Raw genomic sequence first — 26,587 nt, forward strand, 5'->3', positions numbered from 1 at the left:
CGCGTCCCGTCAGGCGAATGCCGGACGGGATGCCCGCAGGTCGTTTCTTTCTCCTTGCATGCACGCCTCGCTCCGGCACCCCGCCGGCGGAACGGTTCCTTCCCACTCCGTTTCCACCATGAGGCTTTGCATGAACACACGTTTCGAAGGTATCTGGCTGCCGATCATCACGCCGTTTCACCACGGCGAAGTCGACCATGCAGCGCTCGCTCGGCTCGCGCGTCACTACGCGGGCGCAGGCATCGCGGGCTTCGTCGCGGGCGCGACGACCGGCGAAGGCGTGCTGCTCGACTCCCGCGAACAGGATGCGGTGTTCGCGACGCTGCGCGACGCGGCGCCCGGACTGCCGATCGTCGTCGGGCTGACCGCGAGCGCGACGCACTTCGCGGCCGCGCGCGCACGCGAACTTGCCGCGCTGCGACCCGACGGGCTGCTCGTCACGCCGCCCGTCTACGTGCGGCCGACGCAGGACGGCATCCGCCGCCATGTCGAGGCGATCGTCGACGCGGCCGACTTGCCGGTGCTCGTCTACAACATCCCGTACCGCACCGGCGTGAACGTCGAACTGGACACGCTGCAGGCGCTCGCGCGCGACCCGCGCGTCGCCGGCATCAAGGAATGCGGCGGCACGCTCGACCGGATGAGCCGGCTCGTGCACGACACGCCGCTCACGATCCTGTCCGGCGACGACAACCAGAACTTCGCGGCGATGTGCGCGGGCGCGCACGGCGCGATCGCGAGCAGCGCGCACGTGCTGCCCGAATGGCATGTGCGGATCCATGCGCTGTTGCGCGACGGGCGGCTCGCCGACGCGCGACGCCTGTCGGTCGCGCTGCAGCCGCTCGTCGCGGCGCTGTTCGCGGAGCCGAACCCGGCGCCGGTGAAGGCCGTGCTCGCCGCGCAAGGGTGGTGCGAGGACGGGTTGCGGCTGCCGTTCGTGCCGGCGAGCGAGGGGTTGCGGGAACGGTTGGACAAGCTCTGTGCGGAGCTCGATGCGTCCGCGTCGGCTGGTGCGGCGGCGTAGAGATTCGATCCCGAAACTGTTTCAGACCGTCAAGATTCTTGACGCGCCATACCGCGCAAGATGGCCGTCGGCGGTGATGAGCACCATCGGCTCGTACGAGGCCTGCGCGACCAGCAATCGGTCGAACGGGTCGCCATGGTGGAGGGGAAGATGACGAACGGCCGCACCGTGCGCCGCCCGAACGGGCAGTTCGCGGTATTGACTCGTCTTGAGCTTGTCGACCAGCCGATCCACATCGACATCCAGCTTCCCCTTGCCGGCTTTGATGGCCACTTCCCAGATGCTCGCGCTGCTGATGAACACTTCGTCCGCGGAATCAATCAACCTGCGCGCGCGAACACTCAGCCTCGGATTATTCGCAACCATCCAGAGAAAGATATGCGTATCGAACAGCAGTCGCATTACTTGCCTTCGAACGCGTCCAATAAATCATCGGGGAGCGGCGCATCGAAGTCGTCGGCGATCCAGATCTCCCCCTCAAGCGCTCCGTACGGATGAATCGGCCTGAGCGGTACGAGCCGGACCGACTGCTTGCCGTTCTGCGTGATCACGACACGTTCGCCGGCGATCGCGGCATCGAGCAGCCTTTGCAGGTTGAGCGTGGCTTCGGGGACAGTGGCAACTTGCATGATGGGCTCCATTGGGTGACCCACCATTGTTACGGCATTCACCCTGTTGCACCAATGGGCCGAACGTCCAGCCGAACGCACGCTTGCCGATCGATATCATGCCGCCAGCGCCCCCGCCCCCTCCGTCGCCTCCCGCACCGCCTGCGTCACGATCCGCGCGAGCCGGTCGACCGTCGGCGTCGCCGACGACGTGCGCCGCAGCAGGATCAACGGCAGGCTCGGCAGTGCCGGCAGCCCGCACGACGCCGCGTCGAGCACGCGCACCGACGCCGGCAGCCCGTAGTGCGAGCGCACCGTCAGCCCGAGGCCGGCCGCCGCCGCGGCCCATAACCCGGCGAGGCTGGGCGTCGTGAACGCAATGCGCCACGCCATGCCCGCGCGATCGAGCGCATCGGTCGCCGTGCCGAAGAACCGGCACGGCCGGTCGAACACGACGAGCGGCAGCGGCTCGCCGCGTGCTCGCTCGACACGGCCGTTCGTTTCATCCGCATCACCTTCGGCCCCGTCGTCGCCCTCCGGTACCCCGAATCCACCGGCGCCCACCGCACCGATCCATTGCATCGGCACCTGCGCGATCGTTTCGCTGCCGATCCCCGCCCGCGACACGAACTCGGCCAACGAAGGATCACCCCATACCAGCGCCAGATCGAGCTGGTTCGCATCGAGCCGCTCGAACAGGTCGGCATTGCACGCCACGCGCGCCTCGATCTTCACCTTCGGATGCGCACGCGCGAATCGCCCGAGCACGTCCGGCAGGATCGCCTCGCCGAAATCTTCCTGCAGCCCGACACGCACCCAGCCGTCGAGATTCACGCCGCGCACGGCCGCCGCAGCTTCGTCGTTCAGCGCGATCATCCGCCGCGCATAACGCAGCATCGCGTCGCCGGCGTCGGTCAGCGCGAGCCCGCGCCCGGCCTTCACGAACAGCGGCGTGCCGGCCTGCTCCTCGAGCTTGCGGATCTGCGCGCTCACCGCCGACGACGAGCGCGCGACGCGGTCGGCCGCCTTCGCGAAGCTGCCGAGATCCACGCCCGCGACGAGGCTGCGCAGCGCGGCCACGTCGAAGTTGGGCCGCGCCAGCGCGGCATCGGCCCAGGCGAGCGGCTCGCCGCCGCGCGGAATGTCTTGTCCGGGCATCTCAATCATCCTGTTTCATCGAACGATTCATCAAATACTTTCCGATTTTCAGGATGAATGTAGGCCGCCAGACTAGGGATGTCAATTTCCAACCGGGCCTGCCGCCATGGATACCTCGTGCATCGTTTCCTCCTCCTCGCCCGCCCGCGCCGCGCGCGGCGCGGCCCATCGCTGGCGCGTGCTGGCAGCCGGCGTCGCCGCGAACATGAGCTTTTCGGCGGCCGCGGCCGGCATTCCGACCACGGCCGTCTGGATGCGTTCGGCCTATCACCTCGACAACGGCGCGCTCGGCCTCGTGCTCGGCGCGCTCGGCTTCGGCGTCGCGCTGTCCGAGCTGCCGTGGGGGATCGCGGCCGACCGCTTCGGCGATCGCCGCGTGCTGCTGACCGGGCTCGTCGCGACGGCCGCGATGCTCGCGCTGATGGTGTGCACGATCGTCCCGACCGCGCACGCGGTACCGCCGCTGATGCGCGTCGTCGCGGCGATGTGCTGCGTCGGCCTGCTCGGCGGCAGCGTGAACGGGTCGAGCGGACGCGCGGTGATGCGCTGGTTCGGCGAGCGCGAACGCGGGCTCGCGATGAGCATCCGCCAGACGGCCGTGCCGCTCGGCGGCGGCGTCGGCGCGGCGCTGCTGCCGTCGCTCGCGTCGCATCTCGGCTTCGCCGCGGTGTTCGGCGCGCTGATGCTGCTGTGCGCGGGATCGGCCGCGCTGACCTGGCGCTGGCTGCACGAGCCGCCCGCCGAGCCGGCCGCGCCGCACCTCGCCACGCATCGCCCCGCCGAGCGGCAGCCGTCCGCGCAGCATGCGCGCAATCCGCTCGCGAGCGGCCCCGTGTGGCGCATCGTGGTCGGCATCGGCCTGCTGTGCACGCCGCAGTTCGCGGTGCTCACGTTCGCGACGGTGTTCCTGCACGACTTCGGCCGGCTCGGCCTCGCCGGCATCAGCGCCGCGATGGTCGTGCTGCAGATCGGCGCGATGGCGATGCGCGTGTGGAGCGGCCGTCATACCGACCGGCACGGCAACCGGCGCGCGTATCTGCGCGGATCGGTATTCGTCGCGGCCGGGTCGTTCGCGCTGCTCGCAGCCGCAACGGCCGGCAGTGCGCACGTGCCGCTCGCCGCGATCGTCGCGATTCTCGTGCTTGCCGGCATCTGCGTGTCGGCGTGGCACGGCGTCGCGTACACGGAGCTCGCGACGCTCGCGGGCGCCAACCACGCGGGCACCGCGCTCGGGATGGCGAACACGGTCGTCTACCTCGGGCTGTTCGCGACGCCGCTCGCGATTCCGCCGCTGCTCGCGGTCAGTTCGTGGAGCGTGGTGTGGCTCGCGACCGCGCTGATCGCCTGCGCGACCTATCCGCTGTTCTCCGCGAAATAGCAGCGGCCCGCCTCATGCGGGCGTCGCGGCACACACCGCGACACCCGCACATCCGTCAGGCCGCCTCGCGCGCCAGCGCGCGTCGCACCGCCGGCCGCTCGGCCTCGCGCTGCGCATGGGCCGTCCACGCCGCATGCCGCGTCATGTCGAGTCCGATCGCTGCGCCCCAGCGATACAGCACGAACAGGAACGGATCGACGATCGAATGCGCGCCCGGCTCGGCCCACGTGCGGCCGTCGGCGAGCGCGGCTTCGATCGACGCATTCGCCGCTTCGATCGTGCCGCGCCCGTGCGTGCTGACCGCACCGTGCAGCGCCGGATCGTCGATGAAGCGGCCCGGCCGCCACAACGCACCGTAACCGACGCCGTGCACCCAGCCGACCAGCCAGGCAAGCCATTCGTGACACCGCGCCTCGCGCAGCGGATCGCCGGGCGGCAGCAGCTGCGCATCCGGATGGCGGCGAGCGAGATACGTGAGGATCGCCGGTGTTTCGGTCAGCACGCGCGACTCGCCCGGAATCGCGAGCACGGGCACGCGCGCCTTCGCGTTGATCGCGAGATAGGGCGCCGCGAGGTTCTGCCGCTTCTGCACCGAGACGATCTCGACGTCGAACGGCGCGCCGGTTTCCTCCAGCGCGATGTGGGCGGCAAGCGAGCAGGCGCCCGGCGAAAGATAGAGACGATATGCGTTCATGGTGTGTGGCCCGACGGGACTGTGGAAGACGGAACCGAGTGTAGGAACGCGTACCGGTGCGCGACAAACGATGAATTGTCGTGCTCGGACATTAGTGTTACTAATACCCGCATGCGACGCATCCACCTCCCTCCGCTGCAGACGCTGCGCGCGTTCGAGACCGCCGTGCGGCTGCAGAGCTTCACGCGCGCGGCCGACGCGCTCGCGCTCACGCAAGGCGCGGTGAGCCAGCACATCCGCGCGCTCGAGGCGCAGCTCGGCTATCCGCTCTTCACGCGCGAACGCAACGGCGCGACACCGACGCATGCCGCGCACGCGCTCGCGCTGCAGGTGCGCCAGGGCCTGAGCGTGCTCGAACGCGCGTTCGAGCCGGCACTCGCGGTACGCAGCCGCCCGCGTACCTGCGACGTGACGCTGAACGTCAGCGTGCTGCCGAGTGTCGCCGAGCGCTGGCTCGCGCCGCGCCTGCCGCGCTTCACGGCCGCGCATCCGCACATCGCGATCGCGCTGCACCCGGACGTGGCGCTCGCGCCGCTGCGCAAGCGCGATCGCATCGACGTCGCGCTGCGCTACGGGCCCGGCACCTGGCCGGGCGTCGTCGCCGAAAAGCTGATGAACGAGACGATCTTCCCGGTCGCGAGCCCCGCGTACCGCAACCGCGACGGCATCGCGCCACGCGTGCCGGCCGATCTCGTGCGCGCGACGCTGCTGCGCCATCCCGCGCAGCCCTGGGAGCCGTGGTTCCAGGCCGCGCGGCTCGACCTCACCGAATCCGCGCGCGCGCCGCGCTTCACCGATGCGAACGCATTGATCGACGCGACGCTGCAAGGCCGCGGCGTCGCACTCGCGCGCCGCTCGCTGATCGAACCCGAGCTCGCGGACGGCACGCTCGTGCGCGTGTCGACGGTGCGCGTGACCGACGTGTATGCGCACTACGTCGTGTGGCGCCCCGGCCATCCGCACGAAGCGGCGATCCGCACGTGGCTCGACTGGCTGCGCAGCGAGGTGCGGCGCAGGACGCCGAGGCGCTGACCGGCAGCGATCGACGGCAGCCGGCTGCCGGTCCGCCGCACGCGAAAGCCGTTGGTCAGCCTGACGAAAGCCTTTCGCGATCACATGCCGGACGCAAACGATTCACCGAAACGTCGCATCGCACCGGCATACTCGAAAACGTTTCCCGATCAGCCTGCCAGGAGAGAAGTCATGCGTCGCGTTTCCGTCGTCGTCGTTCTGTGTGCCGCCGTTCTCGTCGCCGCCTGCAGCGACGACGGGCAGCACGACGCCCACGCGACCGACGCCTCGCAGCAAGCCGGCGCATCGGCCGGCGCCGCCAGCGCGTTCAACAACGGTGCCGCCGCGAACGCCGCCGCGTCCGATGCCGCACCGCTCGCGCCGCCCGTCGTGCACTACCCGCCCGATGACGACGACGACGCGAAGCCTGCGACGAACGCAACGAACGCGGCCGCGTCGAGCGCCGCGGCATCGTCGCCGGGCTGATCCCGCCGCTTCCGCCCCCCCCGACCGCAGAACCGAGGTGAACAATATGACGTCATCGAGCCGCCGCCGTTTCCTGCATACCGTCGCACAATCCGCGGGCGCCGCCGTTGCGCTCAACGCTTTTCCCGAATCGATCCGCCGCGCGCTCGCGATTCCCGCCGCGCGCGGCACCGGCACGATCCGCGATGTCGAGCACATCGTCGTGTTCATGCAGGAAAACCGCTCGTTCGACCATTACTTCGGACACCTGCGCGGCGTGCGCGGCTACAACGACCGCTTCCCGATCCCGCTGCCGAACGGCAAGCCGGTGTGGTACCAGCCGTCGAAGGCCGATCCGGGCAAGCCCGTGCTGCCGTTCCGGCTGAACACGCTGACGACGAGCGCGCAGTGCGTGGGCGATCTCGACCACTCGTGGTACAAGACGCACGCGGCGATCGACGGCGGCCGCTACGACCAGTGGCCCGCGAACAAGACCGACATGACGATGGGCTATCACGTGCGCGAGGACATCCCGTTCCACTACGCGCTCGCCGATGCGTTCACCGTGTGCGACAACTACTTCTGCTCGCTGCCGGGGCCGACGCACCCGAACCGCTCGTACCTGATGACGGGCACGGTCGACCCGACCGGCAAGTTCGGCGGCCCGCTGCTCGACAACAGCGACTACGTCGACGGCGACGGGCCGCCGGCGTACCAGCTGCTGTCGTGGACGACCTTTCCCGAACGCCTCGAGGCGCACGGCGTGTCGTGGCAGATCTACCAGCAGGGCACGACCGGCAACGATCCGTACAACGGCAACTACGGCACCAACGTGCTGCAGAACTTCGCGAACTTCATCAACGCGAAGCCCGGTTCGTCGCTGTACCAGCGCGCGCAGACGGTGCGCACGCTCGACAACCTGAAGGACGACGTGATCAACGACCGGCTGCCGCAGGTATCGTGGCTGTGCCCGCCGGCCGCGTTCTCCGAGCATCCGAAATACACGCCCGCGTACGGCGCGAACTACACGTCGCAGATCCTCGATGCGCTCACGTCGAACCCGGACGTGTGGCGCAAGACCGTGCTGTTCATCATGTACGACGAGAACGACGGCTTCTTCGACCACATCGTGCCGCCGCAGCCGCCGACGTCGGCCGCGCAGGGCGCATCGACCGTGACGACCGACGGCGAGCTGCATACGGTCGTGAACCCGGGCCGCGGCGGCAGCTATACGGCCGACGGCCTGCCGTACGGCCTCGGGCCGCGCGTGCCGATGACGGTCGTGTCGCCGTGGACCAAGGGCGGCTACGTGTGCTCGCAGGTGTTCGACCACACGTCGGTGATCCGCTTCATCGGCGAACGCTTCGGCATCGACGAACCGAACATCACGCCGTGGCGCCGCACCGTGTGCGGCGACCTCACCGCCGCGTTCGACTTCCGCTCGTCGGATGCATCGTTCCCGCCGCTGCCCGACACGAGCCAGTACCGCTCGATCGCGGACCAGCAGTGCACGTCGCAGCCCGCGCCGACCGTGCCCGCGACGCCGTCGCCGGTCGATCCGCAGGAGCCCGGCGTGCGGCCCGCGCGCGCGCTGCCGTACGAGCTGCACGTGAACGCGAGCCTCTATGGCGGGACGAAGCTGCGCATCGAGTTCGCGAACCGCGGCAACCAGGGCGCGCACTTCCACGTGTACGCGACGAACCGCACCGACGGGCCGTGGCGCTATACGGTCGGCGCGCGCCGCGTGCTGCACGCGGACTTCGACCTGACGGAGACGAACGGCGTGTATGCGTTCTCGGTGTACGGGCCGAACGGCTTCGTGCGCGTGTTCTCCGGCAACGTGTCGGCCGCGACCGCGCGTCACCGCAACCCGGCGCAGCCGGAGGTGAAGGCCGGCTACGACATCGCGAACGGGAACCTGTACCTGAAGCTGCGCAACCACGGCGGCGCCCGCGTCACGCTGACGCTGACCGACAACGCGTACGGTGCGCCGTCGCGGCAGGTGACGCTGCACGGCGGCGACGAGCAGGTCGAGCAGTGGGCGCTCGCGTCGAGCCACCACTGGTACGACGTGACGGTCAGCGACGGCGCGAACGGCACGTTCTCGCGCCGCTACGCAGGCCACGTGGAAAACGGCCGGCCGAGCTATTCGGATCCGGCCGCCGTCAAGCCGGTCGCGGCGTCGTAAGCGCGACGGCCTGCGCCGTCAGACCGCGTGCGCCAGCGCGCGGTCGACGAGCGCGGTTTCGAAGCCGTCGTCCGCGTCGCGAAAGCGCAGCGGCGCCGCGCAATGCACCAGCGTATCGATGAAGTATTTCGCGCGCGGCCACGGTCCGAAGCCGGCTGCCGTGTTGATGTGCCCGGCGTCGCCGAGGTTCACGAACGCGCTGCCCAGGCGTTGTGCGAGCGCGCGCGCATCGGCGAGCGGCATCCACGGATCGGTCTCGCTGCCGATCACGATCGACGGCACCGCGAGCCGGCGCGCGTCGAACGGCCCGGCGAACGTGAATTTCTTCGGGCTGGCGGGCGCGACGAACAGGACGCCCGCGACATCGCCCGCATGCGGCCCCTGCGTGAGCGCATGCGCGGCCGCGAGGCAGCCGAAGCTGTGCGCGGCGAGCACGAACGGGCCGCGCTCGCGATCGAGCAGCGTGCGCACCGAGTGCGCCCAGCCTGCGAGATCGGGCGCGTCCCAGTCGTCCTGCTCGACGCGCAGCGAACGCGGAAACTGCCGCTCCAGCCAGGTTTGCCAGTGAGCGCCTTCGCTGCCGTGCAGGCCCGGAACGGTGACGAGCCGTGGCGGCCACGCCGATTTGCTGCATGCGCTCATGATTGCCCTCGCTTGCTTGAAGACGAGGTTCGATTGTGGCGCGGCGGCCGCGGCGGCCGAACCAATATTTTGTGCTTTGCTTTTGCGCGGCCGGCGCCCCGGTGGCCGGCACTCCGGCGGCCGCGCGCGCCGGGCGGACATCCCGCGCGACGGCGCAATGCGCCGCGAAACCGTAGAATGTGGGCTTCCCGCCAGCTTCACACCGAGCCGGGCCGGGCGCCGATGCGCCGGGCCCGGTCGTCAGGAGACGCACGATGTCCGCTACGCCCGCCGGCGCGCTGCGCCCGGCCCCGCTCGCCCTGCCCGTGACGCGCCCCGCCGGCGCGCACGCCATCACGCAATGAAGATCCTGTTCTACTCCCCGCACCAGGAAGCCGCCGCATGGCGCGACGAGATCGCGCACGCGCTGCCGGAAGCCGAGCTGCGCGCGTGGCAGCCGGGCGACACGGCCGCCGCCGACTACGCGCTCGTGTGGCGCGCGCCGCGCGAATTCTTCGCACCGCGCGACGGCCTGCGCGCGATCTTCAACCTCGGCGCGGGCGTCGACGCACTGCTCGCGCTCGAGCGCGCGCATCCGGGCACGCTGCCCGCGCACGTGCCGCTCGTGCGGCTGGAAGATTCGGGCATGGCGCAGCAGATGGTCGAATACGTGACGCACGCGGTGCTGCGCTACCTGCGCCGCTTCGACGAATACGATGCGCTGCAGCGCGAGCGCCGCTGGCAGCCGCTCGAACCGCATCCGCGCGCGAGCTTTACCGTCGCCGTGCTCGGCCTCGGCGTGCTCGGCGCGCAGGTCGCGCGCGTACTCGCCGCGCTCGGCCTGCCCGTGCGCGGCTACAGCCGCAGCGCGAAGCAGCTCGACGGCGTCACGACCTTCGCCGGCGAAGGCGCGTTCGACGCATGCATCGACGGCGCGAAGGTGCTCGTCAACCTGCTGCCGAGCACGCCCGACACCGACGGCATCCTGTCGTCGCGCGCATTCGCGCGGCTCGCGCCCGGCGCGTACGTCGTCAACGTCGCGCGCGGCGCGCATCTCGTCGAGGCCGACCTGCTCGACGCGCTCGCGAGCGGCCGGATCGCCGCGGCCACGCTCGACGTGTTCCAGCATGAACCGCTGCCGGCAGACCATCCGTTCTGGCACGCGCCGCGCATCACGATCACGCCGCACAGCTCGGCCGAGACGCTGCGCGCGGAAGCCGTCGAGCAGATCGCCGGCAAGATCCGCGCGTTCGAGCGCGGCAAGCGTGTCGGCGGCGTCGTCGACTACGCGCGCGGCTACTGAATTCCGCCCTACCGAAAAATCAGGAGACAACCATGACGTTCCCCACCGCCGTCAAGATCGTCGAAGTCGGCCCGCGCGACGGCCTGCAGAACGAGAAGACGTTCGTGCCGACCGACGTGAAGATCGCGCTCGTCGACCGGCTGTCGCGCGCCGGCTTCCGCAATGTCGAGGCCGCGTCGTTCGTGTCGCCGAAATGGGTGCCGCAGATGGCCGACGGCGCCGACGTGATGGCCGGCATCGAGCGCCGCGCGGGCACCGTGTACTCGGTGCTCACGCCGAACCTCAAGGGCTTCGAGAACGCGGTCGCCGCACGCGCGGACGAAGTCGTGATCTTCGGCGCGGCGAGCGAGGCGTTCTCGCAGCGGAACATCAACTGCAGCATCGCCGAGAGCATCGCGCGCTTCGAGCCCGTCGCGAAGGCCGCGAAGGACGCGGGCCTGCGGCTGCGCGGCAGCGTGTCGTGCACGCTCGGCTGCCCGTACCAGGGCGAGGTGCCGGTCGCGTCGGTCGTCGACGTCGTCGAGCGCTTCGCGGCGCTCGGCTGCGACGAGATCGACATCGCCGACACGATCGGCGTCGGCACGCCGAAGCGTACGCGCGAAGTGCTCGCGGCCGTCACGCGCGTGTTCCCGCGCGAACGCCTGTCGGGCCACTTCCACGACACCTACGGCCAGGCGCTCGCGAACATCTACGCGGCGCTGTTCGAAGGGATCGAGATCTTCCACGCGTCGGTCGCGGGCCTGGGCGGCTGCCCGTACGCGAAGGGCGCGACCGGCAACGTCGCGACCGAGGACGTGCTGTACCTGATGCAGGGCCTCGGCATCGACACCGGCATCGATCTCGCACAAGTCGTCGCCGCCGGCGACTTCATCTCGAACGCGATCGGCCGCGCGAACGTGTCGCGCGCCGGTCGTGCACTGCTCGCCAAGGCACAAAGCGCGGCCGACGACGCGACCTGCGTGTGACCACGGCACTTCACGGATTCCTCAACATGACGACACCTGCTTCCTTCGATTCCCTCCCCGATTCCGCGCGACGCGTCGCGCTCCTGCTGCGCGAGCGCGGCCATGCGAACGGCATCGTGATGCTCGCCGAAACCGGCAAGACGTCGGCCGAAGCCGCGGCCGGGCTCGGCTGTTCGGTCGCGCAGATCGCGAAGTCGATCCTGTTTCGCCGGCAGTCGGACGGCGCGCCCGTGCTGGTGATCGCGAGCGGCGTCAATCGCGTCGACGAGAAGAAGGTGGCCGCGCAGGTCGGCGCGGTCGGCCGCGCGGACGCGAAGTTCGTGCGCGACAACACCGGCTACGCGATCGGCGGCGTCTGCCCGATCGGCCATCTCGTCGAACCCGTCACGCTGATCGACGCCGACTTGCTCACGCTCGACAGCCTGTGGGCCGCGGCCGGCCATCCGCACGCGGTGTTCAACCTGTCGCCGGACGAACTCGTGTCGCTGACGGGCGCGCCGGTTGCGGACGTCGCGTTGCGGGAGCCCGCATGAGCGACGTGACGGTAGCGGTGCCGGTCGCGACGGTCGCGTCGCCGTGCACCGACGTATGCCGGATCGATCCGCGCACCGACTGGTGTGCGGGTTGCCTGCGCACGCGTGACGAGATCAAGGGATGGCGGGCGTCGGACGACGACGCGAGGCGCGCGCTGCTCGCGCGGCTCGACGCACGGCGGCGCCTGCTCGCCGGGAGCGAAGCATAAAAAAAAGCCGTTCAGCCTCACGGGCGAACGGCGTCGAGATCGGAATCCTGTGAACGTGATCAACGTCACAGCACGCATCATACGAGCGACGCGGCCGCATCGCATCGGGTGTTTCCCTACAACTTCTTACAGCGCCTTTCCCGCCTGCGCGCGAGCCGCTTTCGCGCGCAATCGTCGTTCCCGGCATTCACGTTCGGCGGGCCGCAACGGCATCGCGCCGCGGCGCCGAATCGTACGACCGTTTCAGTTGCCGACGGCCGCCCGACGCGCGGGCACGATGCGCCAGCCGAGGTTCACGCCGGCCGCCGCGAGCAGGATCAGCAGCGCGCCGAACACCTGCGTCCACGCGAGCGTCTGCCCGAACGCGACGTGATCGACGACGATCGCGACGACCGGATAGACGAACGACAGCGCGCCCGTCATCGCAGTCGGCAGCTTCTGGATCGCGCCGTACAGCAGCACGTACATCAGGCCCGTGTTGACGACCCCGAGCACGATCAGGTCGAGCCATTGCGCGGCCGTCGCGGGCAGCGTGCCGAAGTGCGCGAACGGCGCGAGCAGCACGACGCCGAGGCCGGCCTGCAGCAGCGCGAGCAGATGCGGCGGCGTCCCCTTCAGGTGCTTCGTGACGATCGACGAGATCGCGTACAGGAATGCCGCGCCGAGCGACAGCGCCACGCCTTCGAGATATTCGCCGGGCACCGCGAGCACGGACGGCTCGACGCGCACCACGAACACGAGCCCGGCGAACGCCAGCGCGAGCCACGCCACCGTCGACGCGGTGATCCGTTCGCGGAACACGATCGCGCCGAGCGCGACGAGCATGAACGGCTGCGTGTTGTAGACGGCGGTGGCCATCGAGATCGACGCGCGCGAATACGCGGCGAACAGCAGCAGCCAGTTCGCGACGATCGCGACGCTGCCGAGCGTCGCGAGCGCGAGCATCCGCGGCGAGAACAACGCGCGGCGCAGGAAGCCGAACGCCGCGCAGACGATCGCGAGCGTCGCGGCGCCGAACAGGCAGCGGAAGAACACGACATTCGTCAGCGGCTGCTGCGACGACATCACGAGCCAGCCGATCGTGCCGGACATCAGCATCGCGACGACCATCTCGGCGGCACCGCGGCGCATTTCATTCGAGGCCATCATGAACTCCGTTGCAGAGGGTGGATGACTTCGATTCTAGAAACTTGCTTTCGCCGCAACCATGGCTAAACTGAAGTGAATCAGCCGAATCACCTTCGAAAGCAAAGCGATCATGCCGAAACGCCTTTCCCCGCCTGCCGTCGCGTCGCTCGACGCGACCGACCGCGCGATTCTCGCGGCGCTCGCCGACGACGCGCGCATCGCCACCAGCGAACTTGCGCGGCAGATCGGGCTGTCGGCGCCCGCGACCGCCGACCGCGTGCGGCGGCTCGAAGCGCAGGGCGTGATCGCCGCGTTCACCGTCGAGCTCGACCCGCGCGCGCTCGGCTACACGCTGCAGGCGATCGTCCGCGTGAAGCCGCTGCCGGGCCAGTTGCACCTGGTCGAGGAGTTGCTGCGGCGCATTCCGGAATTCGTCGAATGCGACAAGGTGACCGGCGAAGACTGCTTCATCTGCCGGCTCTACCTGCGCACGATCGAGCACCTCGACGACATCCTGTCGAAGGTGACCGAGCGCGCGGAGACGAGCACCGCGATCGTGAAATCGACGCCGGTGCCGCGCCGCCTGCCGCCGCTCGTCGAGGACGACCACACGCACCGCTGAGCAGCGGGCGGCGCGTGCCGCCTGCCCGCCCCCTCATGCGGCCGGGTCGCGCGCCTCGAAGAACGCGAGCAGTTCGTCGATCAGCGCGACGGGTGCCTCTTCCGGAATGTAGTGCCCGCAGTCGAGCGCGCGGCCGCTGACGTCGCGTGCGACGCGCCGCCATTCGTCGAGCGGATCGAAGCAGCGGCCGACGATCCCGTGCTCGCCCCACAGCACGCGCAGCGGGCACGCGACCTTGTTGCCGCGCTCGAGATCCGCACGGTCGTGCTCGAGGTCGATCGTCGCCGATGCGCGGTAGTCCTCGCACATCGCATGCACGGCGCCCGGCTGCGCGAGCGCGGCACGGTACGCGTCGAGCGCTTCGGGCGCGAACGGCGCGAGCCCGGCCGACCGGTTGCCCATCACGCGCTCGATGTACGCATCGGTATGCGCGCCGACCAGCGTCTCGGGCAGCGGCGCCGGCTGGATCAGGAAGAACCAGTGGAAGTACGCGGTCGCGAATGCGCGGTCGGTTTTCTCGTACATCGCGAGCGTCGGCGCGATGTCGAGCAGCATCATCCGCTCGACGGCGTCCGCGTGATCGAGCGCGAGCCGGTGCGCGACGCGCGCGCCGCGGTCGTGCGCGCACACATGGAAGTGCTCGAAGCCGAAATGCCGCATCACCGCGACCTGGTCGGCCGCCATCGCCCGCTTCGAATACGGCAGGTGCTGCGCGTCGCTCGGCGGCCGGCCCGACGCGCCGTAGCCGCGCAGGTCGGTGGCGATCACCGTGAAATGATTCGCGAGCGTCGCGGCAACGCGATGCCAGATCATGTGGGTCTGCGGATGGCCGTGCAGCAACAGCAGCGGCGGCCCCGCGCCTCCTTTGACACCGAAGATGTCGGTGTCCTGCACCGTCACGCGAAACGGTGCAAACGCCTCAAACGACATGGTTTGTTTCTCGTTGGTTTGTTATGGCGGCTATTTTATGAGTGCCCGTGCATCTACACAGCGGGACAACCACCCGAAACCGTAGAAAGAGAACACTCACTCGATTGCCGCCACACCGCGCATTTTGTTAAGCTCGCGTAGAATCGCACGACCGTTCGTATTAATATGAACGTCCTCGAACGCGCCCGGTTCGCCGCTACACTCGAATCACCGTTCGAATGCAAAGCATGGTGTCGGCATCCGCGCGACCGCGCGGACGCCGACGGCCCCTGGAGACTGGAGACATCACATGGCATTGCCCGCTGTCCTGCAGAACCTGACGCTGCCCGTCATCGCGTCGCCGATGTTCATCGTCAGCTACCCCGAACTCGTGCTCGCGCAATGCAAGGCGGGCATCGTCGGTTCGTTTCCCGCGCTCAATGCGCGTCCGGCCGAACTGCTCGACGAGTGGCTCACGCAGATCCAGTCGGAGCTGGCCGACCACAAGGCGAAGCACCCCGACGCGGTGATCGGCCCGATCGCGGTCAACCAGATCGTCCACCAGTCGAATGCGCGGCTCGAGCACGACGTGCGCGTGTGCGTCGAGCACAAGGTGCCGATCTTCATCACGAGCCTGCGCGCGCCGGCGCGCGAGATCGTCGACGCGGTGCACAGCTACGGCGGCATCGTGCTGCATGACGTGATCAACCTGCGCCACGCGCAGAAGGCGCTCGAAGCCGGCGTCGACGGGCTGATCCTCGTCGCGGCCGGCGCCGGCGGCCACGCAGGCACGACGTCGCCGTTCGCGCTGGTCGGCGAAGTGCGCAAGATCTTCGACGGCCCGATCGTGCTGTCCGGCTCGATCGCGAACGGCGGCTCGATTCTCGCCGCGCAGGCGATGGGCGCCGACTTCGCGTACATGGGCACGCGCTTCATCGCGACGCAGGAAGCGCACGCGATCGACGACTACAAGCACGCGATCGTGAACGCGAAATCGTCGGACATCATCTACACGAACCTCTTCACCGGCGTGCACGGCAACTACATTCGCGAGAGCATCGAGAAGGCCGGCCTCGATCCGGACGCGCTGCCGGAATCGGACAAGACGAAGATGAATTTCGGCAGCGACAAGACCAAGGCGTGGAAGGACATCTGGGGTGCCGGCCAGGGCGTCGGCCTGATGGACGACCTGCCGAGCGTGGCCGCGCTCGTCGAGCGGCTGAAGCGCGAGTACGACGACGCGAAGGCGCGGCTCGGCATCCCGCGCTGACGGAAGCGGTGGCCGTGGCGGCCGCCGTCGGCGCTCGAATCGTCGCACCAAAGAAAAAGCGCGAACCGCAGCGGTTCGCGCTTTTTGTTGCCCCGCCGCAGCGGAATCCGCAGTTCAGACCGCGCGCTTCATCCGCGTGATCGGCAGCACGCGCAGGCGCGATTCGATCGACGGGCACAGCGACTGCCCTTCGAAACGCGCCGCGAGGAAGTCGACGAACGAACGCACTTTCGCGGACACGTGACGGCGGCTCGCGTACACCGCATAGATCGGCGCTTCGTGCGGCGGCACCGAATCGAGGAGCACCGGCACGAGCCGGCCCGACTCGATGTCGTCGCCGACCACCTCGGTGCCGAGCAGCGCGATGCCCGCGCCGGCGAGCACGGCCGCACGCAGCCCTTCGAGATGGTTCACGATCAGGTTGCCGTTCAGGTTCACGCGCGACGCAGCGGCCGCGTCGATCATCAGCGAGTCGAGCATCGTCGAATTCGAATCGCGCCGCAGGTAGTTGTGGTGCGCGAGATCGGCGATCGTCTGCGGCGTGCCGCGTTTCTCGAGATACTCGGGCGACGCGACCAGCAGGATGTGCGCGGTCGCGATCTGCCGCGCGACCAGCGACGACGATTTCAATCCGTTCGGCGCCGCGCGTACCGCGACGTCGTAGCCTTCCTCGATCAGGTCGACCACGCGATCGGACAGCGTCATGTCGACGGTGACGTCCGGGAAGCGGCCCGCGTAATCGGTGACGGCCTGCATCACGTGCCGCAGCCCGAACGCGGACAGCGACGTCACGCGCAGCCTGCCCTGCGGCACCACGCTCGCGGCACCGACGGCCTGCCCGGCTTCGTCGAGTTCGGACAGCGCCTGCACGAGGCGCTCATAGTATTCGCGTCCCGCCTCGGTAGGCGCAACGCGTCGTGTCGTGCGATGCAGCAGCCGCGCGCCGAGCTGCTGCTCGAGATGCATCACGTGCTTGCTCGCCATCGCAGCCGACATCTGCATGCGTTCGGCCGCGCCGACGAAGCTGCCCACTTCGACGACGTAGCGAAACACATTCATGCTGACGAGGGTATCCATCGAACTAGCTCGTAATGACGGGGGAATGGTCCAATTACGAGATAGGGTAACAAAGGCGAGGAAACAGAAAGGTCAAGAAAGGCAAAACGGCGCCGCGAGTGGCGGCGCCGTTTCTGGCGAGAAAACATGCAGCCGGGACGCGCGTTTTTACGCGCGCGGCCGGCGCACCGATCGCGCGTGCGCGTCAGAACTTCGCGCGAATGCCTGCGCCGAACGTGTTGCCCGACGACAGGCCGCTGATCTTGTCGTTCATGTAGGCCGCGTAGACGTCCGTGCGCTTGGACAGCGGATAGTCATAGCCGACGGCCCAGGTCTGGCGCGTCTGGTCGAGGCCGCCTGCATCGCGCGAGTACGCGTACGACGCCATCGCGTTGCCCACGCCGAGCGGCACCGACACGCCGCCTTGAGCCGTGTTCACGTGCCAGCTTCCCGCGACCTGGTCGTTCTTCGTGTACATGTACTGGCCGAACAGCTTCACGACCTTCAGGTCGTAGGTGGCGCCGACCAGCGCGATGCCCTGGCTCTTCATGCCGGCGACGAGCGCGCTCAGATCCTGCGGGCCGTTGTTGAAGTTCACGTACTGATACGTGGCAGTCGCCGCGAACGGGCCGTTCGCGTAGTTGAACTGCGCACTCCACTTCTTCGAACGGTTGTCGCCGGCCTGGTTGCCGAGCGCGTACATCGCACCGAAGTTCAGGCCACCGAACGAAGGCGACGTGTACGACAGCGCGTTGTTCCAGCCCGAATCGCCGACCGCGCCCTGGTCGCTCGGATAGGTCGGGAACGTGCCGAGGCCGAGGAACACGTGGTACACCATCGGCGAGAAGGTGTACGAGTCGTAGAACGGGTTGAACAGGATCGTCGACAGGAACAGGTGCGTCGTCAGGCGGCCTGCCGTCACCGTGCCGTACGGCGAGCTGACGCCGACGTACGCATTGCGCGCGAAGAACGTGTCGCCCTGGAAGCGGCCGTACTGGCCGTTCTGCGCGCGGAAGAAGCTTTCCAGCGTGAAGATCGCCTTGTAGCCGTTGCCGAGATCCTCGGCGCCGTGCAGGCCCCAGTACGACGTCGACATGCCGCCGCCCGACACGTTCCATGCGCGATTGCCGCCCGGGAACTTGGTGGCGCCGACCCATTCGTCGACCTGACCATAGAGCGACACGCTCGACTGTGCATGGACGGGCGCAGTGGCCGCCACGCAGGCGGCCGCGGCGATCAGCTTGACGGACGTGCGCGACGCACGGCGAGCAAATGCTTTCATGGGATCTCCAGGTTTTGTCGGATAGTCGATAAGTGGCGCGAGCGTTGTTTTATGGAGCCGAGTGCTTGCGTCTTGTGGGGCGCAGCCATCTTTACGGATCATTCGTCCGGTCAAAATTGCGCACACTTATTGCGGGTATAGCGGCAGCATTAACTTCGCGGGGTCGATACATGGCCGGATGCGCGGCGGCGGCCCGGCACAAACGCGATCGCGCGGCGGGGCGGCGGCGTGGCGTGCACGTACCGGGCGCGAAAGATAGCGCAATGCGGCGGGAAAATCAGCGGAAATCTACGCGCGACTGTGGCGAATTCGCATCAGCCGGCAGGGGGACGAGCGCCGGGGCGCTCAGTTTCGGTAGAACGGGGAGAAAAACGGCGAGTGCGCAGGCTCTTCCTGCGAGCGGGGCGGCGGCATCGGACGGCCGCCGCGCTCCTCGTTGTAGCGCGCGACGTCGGCGCGGATCGAGCCCGCACGCAGCGGCACGTTGCCGCCGCCCGGCGGGCGCGGCATCTGGCGCACCTCGGCGCTGATCGGACGATACGGGCTTTGCGCGGCGTAATGGCCGTACGACGGCGTCGGCCGCAGCCCCCAGCGGGAGCCGTAGCTGCTCACGCCGCCGGGACGCATGCCGCCGGGAGGCGGAACGCGGCGCCAGACCGGCACACCGCCGGGCCCGCCGCCATTCGGCTGACCGTACGCGCGCATGTCGCCGCCACCGAAGCCGTGGCCGCCGAACCCATGACCACCGCCGTGGGGCGGCTGGGCGAGCGCGAGCGGCACCAGCAACGCGCCGAGCACGCCTGCCGCCCATCGTCCGATCTTCCGTTTCACCCGTTCCGTCATCGTTCAGTGCCTGTCCACGCCCGCCGCCGGCTCCTTTCGGCCGACCCAAGGCTTTCAGCAGTAATTTATGAGCGGTCCGAAACGGTGTCGAGCCAAAAAGTGTTATGTCGCGGGCATCGGTGTAACACCATGTTACTGCTAGGTTTTTTCACTTCCGGGCGCGATCGCGACAGAACATTCTTCTGCCGCATTGCGCGTCGCCGGGCCGGTGCGACGACCACCGTTTCATGCAATCGATTCATCAATCGATTCATACAATGAATTTGTGTGGTGAATCGTCAACCGGGACAATGACGCCATCCGCGCGCGCGACGCGCGCCTCCGTCGTTTTCGAATCGAGTTCCCGATGGCCCGTCCCCGTTTTCTTCCCGACAACTTCACGCTCGCGCTCGTCGGCACCGTCGTGCTCGCGAGCCTCCTGCCCTGCCGCGGCCCGGCCGCCCACGCGTTCAACTGGGCGACCAACATCGCCGTCGGCTTGCTGTTCTTCCTGCACGGCGCGAAGCTGTCGCGCGAAGCCGTCGTCGCGGGCGCGACCCACTGGCGGCTGCACGCGGTCGTGCTGCTGAGCACGTTCGCGCTGTTCCCGCTGCTCGGCCTCGCGCTGAAACCCGTGCTGCAGCCGCTCGTCACGCCGACGCTGTATGCGGGCGTGCTGTTCCTGTGCACGCTGCCGTCGACGGTCCAGTCGTCGATCGCGTTCACGTCGATCGCGAAGGGCAACGTGCCGGCCGCCGTGTGCGCGGCATCCGCGTCGAGCCTGCTCGGGATCTTCGTCACGCCGGCGCTCGTGGGGCTGATGATCACGTCGCAGTCGGCCGGCGCCGCGTCGCCGTGGAGCACGGTCGGCAGCATCGTGATGCAGCTGCTCGTGCCGTTCATCGCCGGCCAGTTGCTGCGCCCCGTGATCGGCGGCTGGATCGACCGCAACCGCGGCGTGCTGCGCTTCGTCGACCAGGGCTCCATCCTGCTGGTCGTCTACGTCGCGTTCAGCGAAGCCGTCAACGAAGGCCTGTGGCACCAGATCCCGCCGCGCGCGCTCGGCGGCCTGCTCGTCGTCAACCTCGTACTGCTCGCGATCGCGCTGCTGCTGACCGCGTTCGTCAGCAAGCGGCTCGGCTTCAACCGCGCCGACCAGATCACGATCATCTTCTGCGGATCGAAGAAGAGCCTCGCGGCCGGCGTCCCGATGGCGAAGGTGATCTTCTCGGCGAACGCGGTCGGCGCGGTCGTGCTGCCGCTGATGCTGTTCCACCAGATCCAGCTGATGGCGTGCGCGGCGCTCGCGCAGCGCTGGGGCGCGCGCGACACGAGCGGCGAGCACGACGAGGGCGACGCGACGTCCGCGCGCGGCGCGCTGAGCGCGGGCAAGCGCTGACGCGCCGAGGGGATGACGGCCGCCGGAAGGCGGCCTTCCGCCGCGCCCTCCCATCCACCTTCCGGACGCATGTCGATGCACGTCCGGCGCGACGCACCAGTCGCGTGCATCGTGTCACGAAATCTTCATTCAATTCCCTGCGCGCGGCGCCGTTAAGCCGGACGTCCCGTCGATTCGGCTGCCCTCGCCCATGCCCGCGCTCCACACCGACTCCGCTGCCGCCATCACCACGCGCCTGATCGCGGAGCGCGCGCTCGCGGCCGTTTTCCAGCCGATCGTCGACCTCGCGTCGGGCACGGTCGTCGGTTACGAAGGGCTGATCCGCGGCCCGCGCGGCACGGACCTCGAACCGCCGGCCGCGCTGTTCGCGCAGGCCGCGCGCGAAGGCAAGACCATCGCGCTCGAGCAAGCCGCCGCGCTCACCTGCCTCGACGCGTTCGCGGCGCTCGGCTGCGACGGCAAGCTGTTCCTCAATTTCAGCGCGGGGACGATCCTCACGCTCGCCGGCGAACGCGAGCGCGCACGCCAGTTCCTCGGCCGCGCACGGATCGGCGCCGAGCGCATCGTGATCGAGCTCACCGAGCAGAACGCGATTCCCGATGTCGCGCACATCGGGCCGGCGGTCGCGTCGCTGCGCGACGCCGGCATCCAGTTCGCGCTCGACGACTACGGCACCGCGAACGCGAGCATGAACCTGTGGCTGCGCCTGCATCCGGACGTCGTGAAGATCGACCGCTTCTTCATCCACGACATCGCGCGCGACCCGCTCAAGTTCGAGGCCGTGAAGGCGATGCAGCACTTCGCGCAAGCGAGCGGCGCGCAGCTGATCGCGGAAGGCATCGAGAACGAATGCGACCTGATCGTCGTGCGCGACATGGGCATCTGCTGCGTGCAGGGCTTCCTGCTCGGCCGGCCGAACGCGCAGCCGTCGCGCGTCGTCGCGCCGGCCGCGCGCGACGCGATCCGCGCGCCGCACATCGCGGTGTTTCCGGGCGCGACGCGCTCGGTGCGGCCGGCCGGCACGATCGCCGGGAAGATGCTGGTTCCCGCGCCGGCCCTGCCGCGCGACGCGACCAGCAACGACGTGCTCGACCTGTTCAACCGGATGCCCGACCTGCACGCGGTCGTGCTGGTCGAACGCGGACGGCCCGTCGCGCTCGTGAATCGCCGCGGCTTCATCGACCGCTTCGCGCTGCCGTATCACCGCGAAGTGTTCGGGAAGAAGCCGTGCCTGCAGTTCGCGAACGACGCGCCGCTGATGATCGACAACGCGACGACGTTCGAGCAGCTCGCGACGCTGCTCGCGAGCCACGACCAGCGCTATCTCGCGGACGGCTTCGTGATCACCGAGCACGGCCGCTACGTCGGGCTCGGCACCGGCGAGAGCCTGGTGCGCACGGTGACCGAGATGCGCATCGAGGCCGCGCGCTACGCGAATCCGCTGACCTTCCTGCCCGGCAACATCCCGATCAGCGCGCACATCGACCGCCTGCTCCAGCGCGACGCCGGCTTTCATGCGTGCTACGTCGACCTGAACCAGTTCAAGCCGTTCAACGACCAGTACGGCTACTGGCAGGGCGACGAGGTGCTGAAGTTCGCCGCGACGGTGCTGGCCGGCGTGTGCGACCCGCAGCGCGACTTTCTCGGCCACGTCGGCGGCGACGATTTCCTCGTGCTGTTCCAGCGCGACGACTGGCGCGAGCGCGCCGCCGACGCGATCGCGCGCTTCAACGACGGCGCGCGGCTCTTCTACACGCAGGCCGACCGGCAGGCGGGCGGGTTGCGCGGCGAAGACCGCCACGGCAACCCGGCGTTCTTCGGCTTCGTGACGATGGCGATCGGCGCGGTCGGCGTGCCGGCCGGCGCGCACGGCGCGAAGCGCTACGGCAGCGACGAGATTGCGTCGGTCGCGGCACTCGCGAAGCGGCGCGCGAAACAGCAGCCGGACGGGCTGGCGGTCGTCGATCTCGACGCGGGGCGCGCCGCGCTGCGCCATCGCGGCGAGCCGCCGGCCGTGGCGGCGGGCTGAACCGCACGCGGCCGGCGTTCGCAGGGGGCACGGCCGCACGCCGTGCCATGGCGACGGATGCCCGCTCGCCGCGCGCCGCTTACCCTTACCGCCCGCCGCCAGGATCGTTGCGCACCGCACCGGCTTCAGGCCTGCCCGCGCACGCCCGGACGAGCGATGCACGCTCGCATCCAGCCCACCTGCCGCCCGCGACGCGCGCCGCCCGGCCCCATACGTCCACCTTGCCTTTTTCGTGTTTTGTTTAGTATTTTTAGTAACGGCGTTTTCGCAGATTAGCGCGTAAAAAGCCACTATTCGCGGGTATTCCCCGGTTATCCGGCCCGAATTCCGCGATTCGTTTTACTATACAATCGCTTTCACCCTAAACAAACCGGACCCCGAACCAACGATGGGTACGACCATTCGCGATGTGGCGCGGGCGGCAGAGGTCTCGATCGGCACCGTCTCCCGCGCGCTGAAGAACCAGCCCGGCCTGTCCGAAGCCACGCGTGCGCGCATCGTCGGGATCGCGCAGCAGCTCGGCTACGATCCCGCCCAGTTGCGGCCGCGCATCCGCCGGCTCACCTTCCTGCTGCACCGCCAGCACAACCGCTTTCCCGCCAGCCCGTTCTTCTCGCACGTGCTGCACGGCGTCGAGGACGCGTGCCGCGAGCGCGGCATCGTGCCGACGCTGCTGACGGTCGGCCCGAACGACGACGTGCTGCGCCAGATGCGCCCGCACGCGCCCGACGCGATCGCGGTCGCCGGCTTCATCGAGCCCGAGACGATCGAGGCGCTCGCCGCGACCGGCCGGCCGCTCGTGCTGATCGACCTGTGGGCGCCCGGATTGCGCTCGGTCAACATCGACAACGCGACGGGCGCCGCGCTCGCGATGCGCCACCTGCTCGCCACCGGCCGTTCGCGGATCGCGTTCATCGGCGGCTCGCCCGCGCACTACAGCATCGCGCAGCGCGCGATCGGCTACCGGCGCGCGTTCTTCGAAGCCGGGCGGCTGTTCGATCCCGCGTACGAGGTGACGATCGATGCGGGGCTCGACCCCGACACGGGCGCCGCGCGAGCGATGGAGCAACTGCTCGACGCACCGGGCCCGCGCCCCGACGCCGTGTTCGCCTACAACGACGCGGCCGCGCTCGCTGCGCAGCGCGTGTGCATCGCGCGCGGCCTGCGGATTCCGGACGACATCGCGATCGTCGGCTTCGACAACATCCCGGCCGCCGCGCACGCGAGCCCGCCGCTCACGACGCTGTCGGTCGACAAGGAAGCGCTCGGCCGCCGCGGCGTCGAGCTGCTGCTCGCCGACTCGCCCGAGCGCACCGAAATCTCCCTGCCCGTCGAGCTGATCGTGCGGGCCAGCAGCCAGCCCGCCGCCTCGCCGGCACTCGACACTGCCACCGTCACCGAATCATGAACATGCCCCCGGTCCAACCCCACCCGGCCGCGCCGGCCGCCCACACGCCAGCCGCACCGTTCGTCGCGAGCTTCCGCGATCCGGCGTTCCTGCTGTCGCACATCGAGGACACGCTGCGCTTCTACGCGACCAACGCGTTCGACCCGACGGGCGGCTTCTATCATTACTTTCGCGACGACGGCAGCATCTACAACCGCACGTCGCGCCACCTCGTCAGCAGCTGCCGGTTCGTCTTCAACTACGCGATGGCGTACCGGCATTTCGGCGACCCGCGCCACCTGGAATACGCGCGCCACGGGCTGCGCTTCCTGCGCGATGCGCACTGGGACGACGCACTGCAGGGCTACGACTGGGAGCTCGACTGGCGCGACGGCGCGAAGCGCGAGACGCTCGACGGCACGCGCCACTGCTACGGCCTCGCGTTCGTGCTGCTCGCGGCCGCGCACGCGACGATGGCCGGCATCGACGAGGCACGCCCGCTGATCGCCGCGACCTACGAACTGGCCGAGCACCGCTTCTGGGATGCGGCCGCGGGCCTGTACGCGGACGATGCGACGCCGAACTGGATCGTGTCGTCGTACCGCGGCCAGAACGCGAACATGCACATGACGGAGGCGCTGCTCGCCGCGTACGAGGCGACCGGCCACCTCACGTACCTCGATCGCGCGGAGAAGGTCGCGTCCCACATCACGCAGCGCCAGGCCGCGCTGTCGGGCGGGCTCGTGTGGGAGCACTACCATGCGGACTGGTCGGTCGACTGGGACTACAACAAGGAAGACAGCTCGAACATCTTCCGTCCGTGGGGCTTCCAGCCCGGCCACCAGACCGAATGGGCGAAGCTGCTGCTGATCCTCGAACGGCACCGCCCGCTCGACTGGCTCGTGCCGCGCGCGGCCGAGCTGTTCGACGCGGCGCTCACGCACGCGTGGGACGCCGATCACGGCGGCCTGTGCTACGGCTTCGGCCCCGACTTCACGATCTGCGACCACAACAAGTACTTCTGGGTGCAGGCCGAAACCTTCGCGGCGGCCGCGATGCTCGGCGCGCGCACGGGCAGCGAACGCTTCTGGGACTGGTACGACGAGATCTGGCGCTACAGCTGGGCCCATTTCGTCGATCACCGCTACGGCGCGTGGTATCGGATCCTCACCTGCGACAACCGCAAGTACAGCGACGAGAAGAGCCCGGCCGGCAAGACCGACTATCACACGATGGGCGCCTGCTACGACGTGCTCGCGACCCTCGCGCGCATGCAACGCAGCGAGCCGACGCAATGAGCGGCGGCACGTTTCCGGCTTTCGTGTCGGCGGGCGACATCCTGACCGACATGGTGCGGGCGGGCGATGCGCAGTGGACCTCGGTGCCGGGCGGCGCCGGCTGGAACGTCGCGCGCGCGGTGGCGCGGCTCGGCGTGCCGAGCGCGCTCGCCGGTTCGATCGGCGAAGACTGCTTTTCCGACGAACTGTGGCACACGAGCGAAGCGGCCGGGCTCGACCTGCGCTTCCTGCAGCGCGTCGCGCGGCCGCCGCTGCTCGCGATCGTCCACGAGACGCGCCCGCCCGCGTACTTCTTCATCGGCGAAGCGAGTGCCGATCTCGCGTTCGATCCCGCGCTACTGCCGGCCGGCTGGACCGAGCACGTGCAATGGGCACATTTCGGCTGCATCAGCCTCGTGCGCGAACCGCTCGCGGGCACGCTGGCCGCGCTCGCGGCCGAGCTGCACGCGCGCGGCGTGAAGATCAGCTTCGACCCGAACGTGCGGAACCTGATGACGGCCGCGTACCGGCCGACGCTGGAGAAGATGGCCGCGCTCGCCGACCTGATCAAGGTGTCCGACGAAGACCTGCGGCACCTGTTCGGCGGCGACGGCCCCGACGCGATCGCGGCGGTGCGCGCGCTGAACCCGCAGGCGGCCGTGCTCGTCACGCGCGGCGCGCAGGCGGCGACGCTCTACGCGGACGGCGACGTGCACGAGGCCAGCCCGCCGCGCGTCGAGGTGGCCGACACCGTCGGCGCGGGCGACGCGTCCATCGGCGGCATGCTGTTCAGCCTGATGGCCGCGCCGCAGCGCGCCTGGCGCGAGCATCTCGTGTTCGCGCTGGCGGCCGGCGCCGCCGCGTGCCGGCATACGGGCGCGCACGCGCCGACGCTCGACGAGGTCGTCGCGCTGATCGAACGCTGATGGAAAGACGGTGGCCGGGCACTGTTCGGTCACCGATAAGCGACGCTGTACATGTTGCGCCGCAGTGCTACGATGAAGTGTCCTTTTGCGGGAGAGCACGATGGACACGAACACGTTCACGAAAGGCATCTACACGGCCAAGGCGCATACCCAGCATGCGGGCAACGGGCAGTTCCAGGGTTACGTGATCCTCGCGCGCGACGACGGCGACGACACCGAGAACACGCGTTACGACGTCCACTCGACGAGCCCCAGCGAGGAAGAAGCGTTCGACGAGGCAAAGGCGCTCGCGCACCGGATCCTCGGCGAGATCGAGCTGTAAC

At 69.2% G+C, this 26,587-nt stretch carries 27 protein-coding genes; 17 read left to right on the forward strand and 10 right to left on the reverse strand.

The genetic code is table 11. The annotated features are described in order from the left end of the window. Positions 1-130 precede the first annotated feature (130 nt). Entirely contained in the window at positions 131-1,024 is an 894-nt protein-coding gene (gene dapA / locus DIE03_RS17145) for a 4-hydroxy-tetrahydrodipicolinate synthase (protein WP_124452311.1), read from the forward strand. Positions 1,025-1,045: 21 nt separating this feature from the next. Here dapA and DIE03_RS17150 read toward each other — a convergent pair whose 3' ends face one another. The 3 genes from DIE03_RS17150 to DIE03_RS17160 form a co-directional block, all read right to left on the reverse strand. Beyond that, positions 1,046-1,426, reverse strand: a complete 381-nt coding sequence (locus DIE03_RS17150; RefSeq protein ID WP_124452314.1) for a type II toxin-antitoxin system VapC family toxin — start codon at positions 1,424-1,426, stop codon at positions 1,046-1,048. Beyond that, positions 1,426-1,653 (reverse strand): type II toxin-antitoxin system Phd/YefM family antitoxin, encoded by a 228-nt coding sequence (locus DIE03_RS17155; protein WP_260434901.1) that lies wholly within the window; start codon positions 1,651-1,653, stop codon positions 1,426-1,428. Before DIE03_RS17155 ends, DIE03_RS17150 begins: the two co-directional genes overlap by 1 nt. Before the next feature lie 96 nt (positions 1,654-1,749). Further along, on the reverse strand, positions 1,750-2,790 hold the full coding sequence (locus tag DIE03_RS17160) for a LysR substrate-binding domain-containing protein (RefSeq protein ID WP_124452318.1): 1,041 nt from the start codon (positions 2,788-2,790) through the stop codon (positions 1,750-1,752). A 106-nt stretch (positions 2,791-2,896) separates the two neighbouring features. Between DIE03_RS17160 and DIE03_RS17165 the strand changes: the two genes are divergently transcribed. Beyond that, on the forward strand, positions 2,897-4,168 hold the full coding sequence (locus DIE03_RS17165; protein WP_124452320.1) for an MFS transporter: 1,272 nt from the start codon (positions 2,897-2,899) through the stop codon (positions 4,166-4,168). 55 nt (positions 4,169-4,223) lie between these two features. On the opposite strand, the gene DIE03_RS17170 is transcribed toward DIE03_RS17165, so the two are convergent. Next, on the reverse strand, positions 4,224-4,862 hold the full coding sequence (locus DIE03_RS17170) for a glutathione S-transferase N-terminal domain-containing protein (protein ID WP_124452322.1): 639 nt from the start codon (positions 4,860-4,862) through the stop codon (positions 4,224-4,226). Positions 4,863-4,973: 111 nt separating this feature from the next. Between DIE03_RS17170 and DIE03_RS17175 the strand changes: the two genes are divergently transcribed. From DIE03_RS17175 to DIE03_RS17185, 3 genes are all read left to right on the forward strand, one after another. Next, entirely contained in the window at positions 4,974-5,894 is a 921-nt protein-coding gene (locus DIE03_RS17175; protein ID WP_124452324.1) for a LysR substrate-binding domain-containing protein, read from the forward strand. Positions 5,895-6,065: 171 nt separating this feature from the next. After that, a complete protein-coding gene (locus tag DIE03_RS17180; protein WP_124452326.1) occupies positions 6,066-6,359 on the forward strand; it encodes a hypothetical protein in 294 nt (97 codons plus the stop codon). A gap of 46 nt (positions 6,360-6,405) precedes the next feature. Then, a complete protein-coding gene (locus tag DIE03_RS17185; protein WP_124452328.1) occupies positions 6,406-8,526 on the forward strand; it encodes a phosphocholine-specific phospholipase C in 2,121 nt (706 codons plus the stop codon). An 18-nt stretch (positions 8,527-8,544) separates the two neighbouring features. Here DIE03_RS17185 and DIE03_RS17190 read toward each other — a convergent pair whose 3' ends face one another. Continuing rightward, positions 8,545-9,168 carry an alpha/beta hydrolase gene (locus tag DIE03_RS17190; protein WP_124452330.1) on the reverse strand — a complete coding sequence of 208 codons (624 nt, stop codon included), beginning with the start codon at positions 9,166-9,168 and terminating at the stop codon, positions 8,545-8,547. Positions 9,169-9,508: 340 nt separating this feature from the next. Here DIE03_RS17190 and DIE03_RS17195 point away from each other — a divergent pair, with 340 nt between their 5' ends. From DIE03_RS17195 to DIE03_RS17210, 4 genes are read left to right on the forward strand one after another with little or no spacing between them, the layout of a single operon-like run. Beyond that, complete coding sequence (locus DIE03_RS17195; protein ID WP_124452332.1) at positions 9,509-10,450, forward strand: glyoxylate/hydroxypyruvate reductase A; 942 nt, start codon at positions 9,509-9,511, stop codon at positions 10,448-10,450. A 32-nt stretch (positions 10,451-10,482) separates the two neighbouring features. Then, the gene (locus DIE03_RS17200; protein WP_124452334.1) at positions 10,483-11,415 is read left to right on the forward strand and encodes a hydroxymethylglutaryl-CoA lyase; all 933 of its coding nucleotides are present in this window, start codon (positions 10,483-10,485) and stop codon (positions 11,413-11,415) included. 26 nt (positions 11,416-11,441) lie between these two features. After that, complete coding sequence (locus DIE03_RS17205) at positions 11,442-11,948, forward strand: YbaK/EbsC family protein (RefSeq protein WP_124452336.1); 507 nt, start codon at positions 11,442-11,444, stop codon at positions 11,946-11,948. After that, on the forward strand, positions 11,945-12,157 hold the full coding sequence (locus DIE03_RS17210) for a DUF1289 domain-containing protein (RefSeq protein WP_124452338.1): 213 nt from the start codon (positions 11,945-11,947) through the stop codon (positions 12,155-12,157). The genes DIE03_RS17205 and DIE03_RS17210 overlap by 4 nt, the downstream gene beginning before the upstream one ends. A gap of 243 nt (positions 12,158-12,400) precedes the next feature. On the opposite strand, the gene DIE03_RS17215 is transcribed toward DIE03_RS17210, so the two are convergent. Beyond that, entirely contained in the window at positions 12,401-13,303 is a 903-nt protein-coding gene (locus tag DIE03_RS17215) for a DMT family transporter (RefSeq protein ID WP_124452340.1), read from the reverse strand. A 112-nt stretch (positions 13,304-13,415) separates the two neighbouring features. On the opposite strand from DIE03_RS17215, the gene DIE03_RS17220 reads away from it, so the two are divergent. Further along, entirely contained in the window at positions 13,416-13,907 is a 492-nt protein-coding gene (locus DIE03_RS17220) for an Lrp/AsnC family transcriptional regulator (RefSeq protein WP_124452342.1), read from the forward strand. Between the two features lie 33 nt (positions 13,908-13,940). Here DIE03_RS17220 and DIE03_RS17225 read toward each other — a convergent pair whose 3' ends face one another. Beyond that, entirely contained in the window at positions 13,941-14,837 is an 897-nt protein-coding gene (locus DIE03_RS17225; protein WP_124452344.1) for an alpha/beta fold hydrolase, read from the reverse strand. Between the two features lie 289 nt (positions 14,838-15,126). Between DIE03_RS17225 and DIE03_RS17230 the strand changes: the two genes are divergently transcribed. Next, positions 15,127-16,086 (forward strand): nitronate monooxygenase family protein, encoded by a 960-nt coding sequence (locus DIE03_RS17230; RefSeq protein ID WP_124452346.1) that lies wholly within the window; start codon positions 15,127-15,129, stop codon positions 16,084-16,086. 114 nt (positions 16,087-16,200) lie between these two features. Here the strand turns inward: DIE03_RS17230 and DIE03_RS17235 are convergent, their stop codons facing one another. From DIE03_RS17235 to DIE03_RS17245, 3 genes are all read right to left on the reverse strand, one after another. Next, positions 16,201-17,163 carry a LysR family transcriptional regulator gene (locus tag DIE03_RS17235; protein WP_124452348.1) on the reverse strand — a complete coding sequence of 321 codons (963 nt, stop codon included), beginning with the start codon at positions 17,161-17,163 and terminating at the stop codon, positions 16,201-16,203. A 184-nt stretch (positions 17,164-17,347) separates the two neighbouring features. Further along, entirely contained in the window at positions 17,348-18,424 is a 1,077-nt protein-coding gene (locus DIE03_RS17240) for a porin (RefSeq protein WP_124452350.1), read from the reverse strand. Positions 18,425-18,769: 345 nt separating this feature from the next. Beyond that, positions 18,770-19,267 (reverse strand): peptide-binding protein, encoded by a 498-nt coding sequence (locus DIE03_RS17245; protein ID WP_124452352.1) that lies wholly within the window; start codon positions 19,265-19,267, stop codon positions 18,770-18,772. 346 nt (positions 19,268-19,613) lie between these two features. On the opposite strand from DIE03_RS17245, the gene DIE03_RS17250 reads away from it, so the two are divergent. The 6 genes from DIE03_RS17250 (at position 19,614) to DIE03_RS17275 (ending at position 26,586) form a co-directional block, all read left to right on the forward strand. Next, entirely contained in the window at positions 19,614-20,645 is a 1,032-nt protein-coding gene (locus DIE03_RS17250; RefSeq protein ID WP_124452354.1) for a bile acid:sodium symporter family protein, read from the forward strand. 190 nt (positions 20,646-20,835) lie between these two features. Continuing rightward, entirely contained in the window at positions 20,836-22,674 is a 1,839-nt protein-coding gene (locus DIE03_RS17255; protein ID WP_124452356.1) for a phosphodiesterase, read from the forward strand. A 388-nt stretch (positions 22,675-23,062) separates the two neighbouring features. Beyond that, positions 23,063-24,082 (forward strand): LacI family DNA-binding transcriptional regulator, encoded by a 1,020-nt coding sequence (locus tag DIE03_RS17260; RefSeq protein ID WP_124452358.1) that lies wholly within the window; start codon positions 23,063-23,065, stop codon positions 24,080-24,082. Next, positions 24,079-25,359, forward strand: coding sequence for an AGE family epimerase/isomerase (locus DIE03_RS17265; protein WP_124452360.1), 1,281 nt, complete (start codon positions 24,079-24,081; stop codon positions 25,357-25,359). Before DIE03_RS17260 ends, DIE03_RS17265 begins: the two co-directional genes overlap by 4 nt. Then, entirely contained in the window at positions 25,356-26,264 is a 909-nt protein-coding gene (locus DIE03_RS17270) for a carbohydrate kinase (RefSeq protein WP_124452362.1), read from the forward strand. The genes DIE03_RS17265 and DIE03_RS17270 overlap by 4 nt, the downstream gene beginning before the upstream one ends. Positions 26,265-26,364: 100 nt before the next feature. After that, a complete protein-coding gene (locus DIE03_RS17275; protein WP_011353424.1) occupies positions 26,365-26,586 on the forward strand; it encodes a hypothetical protein in 222 nt (73 codons plus the stop codon). The last annotated feature ends 1 nt before the right edge of the window (position 26,587 follow it).

The organism is Burkholderia sp. Bp8992 (genome assembly GCF_003853705.1).
Classification (GTDB): Bacteria; Pseudomonadota; Gammaproteobacteria; order Burkholderiales; family Burkholderiaceae; genus Burkholderia.

What these genes read in the sequence shown, in the direction of transcription:
- DIE03_RS17165 (WP_124452320.1), top strand. Translation starts at nt 2,897, where the DNA reads ATGGATACCTCGTGCATCGTTTCCTCCTCCTCGCCCGCCCGCGCCGCG.
- dapA (WP_124452311.1), top strand. Translation starts at nt 131, where the DNA reads ATGAACACACGTTTCGAAGGTATCTGGCTGCCGATCATCACGCCGTTT.
- DIE03_RS17255 (WP_124452356.1), top strand. Translation starts at nt 20,836, where the DNA reads ATGCCCGCGCTCCACACCGACTCCGCTGCCGCCATCACCACGCGCCTG.
- DIE03_RS17170 (WP_124452322.1), bottom strand. Translation starts at nt 4,862, where the DNA reads ATGAACGCATATCGTCTCTATCTTTCGCCGGGCGCCTGCTCGCTTGCC.
- DIE03_RS17195 (WP_124452332.1), top strand. Translation starts at nt 9,509, where the DNA reads ATGAAGATCCTGTTCTACTCCCCGCACCAGGAAGCCGCCGCATGGCGC.
- DIE03_RS17250 (WP_124452354.1), top strand. Translation starts at nt 19,614, where the DNA reads ATGGCCCGTCCCCGTTTTCTTCCCGACAACTTCACGCTCGCGCTCGTC.
- DIE03_RS17225 (WP_124452344.1), bottom strand. Translation starts at nt 14,837, where the DNA reads ATGTCGTTTGAGGCGTTTGCACCGTTTCGCGTGACGGTGCAGGACACC.
- DIE03_RS17180 (WP_124452326.1), top strand. Translation starts at nt 6,066, where the DNA reads ATGCGTCGCGTTTCCGTCGTCGTCGTTCTGTGTGCCGCCGTTCTCGTC.
- DIE03_RS17245 (WP_124452352.1), bottom strand. Translation starts at nt 19,267, where the DNA reads ATGACGGAACGGGTGAAACGGAAGATCGGACGATGGGCGGCAGGCGTG.
- DIE03_RS17155 (WP_260434901.1), bottom strand. Translation starts at nt 1,653, where the DNA reads ATGCAAGTTGCCACTGTCCCCGAAGCCACGCTCAACCTGCAAAGGCTG.
- DIE03_RS17265 (WP_124452360.1), top strand. Translation starts at nt 24,079, where the DNA reads ATGAACATGCCCCCGGTCCAACCCCACCCGGCCGCGCCGGCCGCCCAC.
- DIE03_RS17190 (WP_124452330.1), bottom strand. Translation starts at nt 9,168, where the DNA reads ATGAGCGCATGCAGCAAATCGGCGTGGCCGCCACGGCTCGTCACCGTT.
- DIE03_RS17160 (WP_124452318.1), bottom strand. Translation starts at nt 2,790, where the DNA reads ATGCCCGGACAAGACATTCCGCGCGGCGGCGAGCCGCTCGCCTGGGCC.
- DIE03_RS17240 (WP_124452350.1), bottom strand. Translation starts at nt 18,424, where the DNA reads ATGAAAGCATTTGCTCGCCGTGCGTCGCGCACGTCCGTCAAGCTGATC.
- DIE03_RS17215 (WP_124452340.1), bottom strand. Translation starts at nt 13,303, where the DNA reads ATGGCCTCGAATGAAATGCGCCGCGGTGCCGCCGAGATGGTCGTCGCG.
- DIE03_RS17150 (WP_124452314.1), bottom strand. Translation starts at nt 1,426, where the DNA reads ATGCGACTGCTGTTCGATACGCATATCTTTCTCTGGATGGTTGCGAAT.
- DIE03_RS17220 (WP_124452342.1), top strand. Translation starts at nt 13,416, where the DNA reads ATGCCGAAACGCCTTTCCCCGCCTGCCGTCGCGTCGCTCGACGCGACC.
- DIE03_RS17260 (WP_124452358.1), top strand. Translation starts at nt 23,063, where the DNA reads ATGGGTACGACCATTCGCGATGTGGCGCGGGCGGCAGAGGTCTCGATC.
- DIE03_RS17275 (WP_011353424.1), top strand. Translation starts at nt 26,365, where the DNA reads ATGGACACGAACACGTTCACGAAAGGCATCTACACGGCCAAGGCGCAT.
- DIE03_RS17210 (WP_124452338.1), top strand. Translation starts at nt 11,945, where the DNA reads ATGAGCGACGTGACGGTAGCGGTGCCGGTCGCGACGGTCGCGTCGCCG.
- DIE03_RS17185 (WP_124452328.1), top strand. Translation starts at nt 6,406, where the DNA reads ATGACGTCATCGAGCCGCCGCCGTTTCCTGCATACCGTCGCACAATCC.
- DIE03_RS17230 (WP_124452346.1), top strand. Translation starts at nt 15,127, where the DNA reads ATGGCATTGCCCGCTGTCCTGCAGAACCTGACGCTGCCCGTCATCGCG.
- DIE03_RS17270 (WP_124452362.1), top strand. Translation starts at nt 25,356, where the DNA reads ATGAGCGGCGGCACGTTTCCGGCTTTCGTGTCGGCGGGCGACATCCTG.
- DIE03_RS17200 (WP_124452334.1), top strand. Translation starts at nt 10,483, where the DNA reads ATGACGTTCCCCACCGCCGTCAAGATCGTCGAAGTCGGCCCGCGCGAC.
- DIE03_RS17205 (WP_124452336.1), top strand. Translation starts at nt 11,442, where the DNA reads ATGACGACACCTGCTTCCTTCGATTCCCTCCCCGATTCCGCGCGACGC.
- DIE03_RS17175 (WP_124452324.1), top strand. Translation starts at nt 4,974, where the DNA reads ATGCGACGCATCCACCTCCCTCCGCTGCAGACGCTGCGCGCGTTCGAG.
- DIE03_RS17235 (WP_124452348.1), bottom strand. Translation starts at nt 17,163, where the DNA reads ATGGATACCCTCGTCAGCATGAATGTGTTTCGCTACGTCGTCGAAGTG.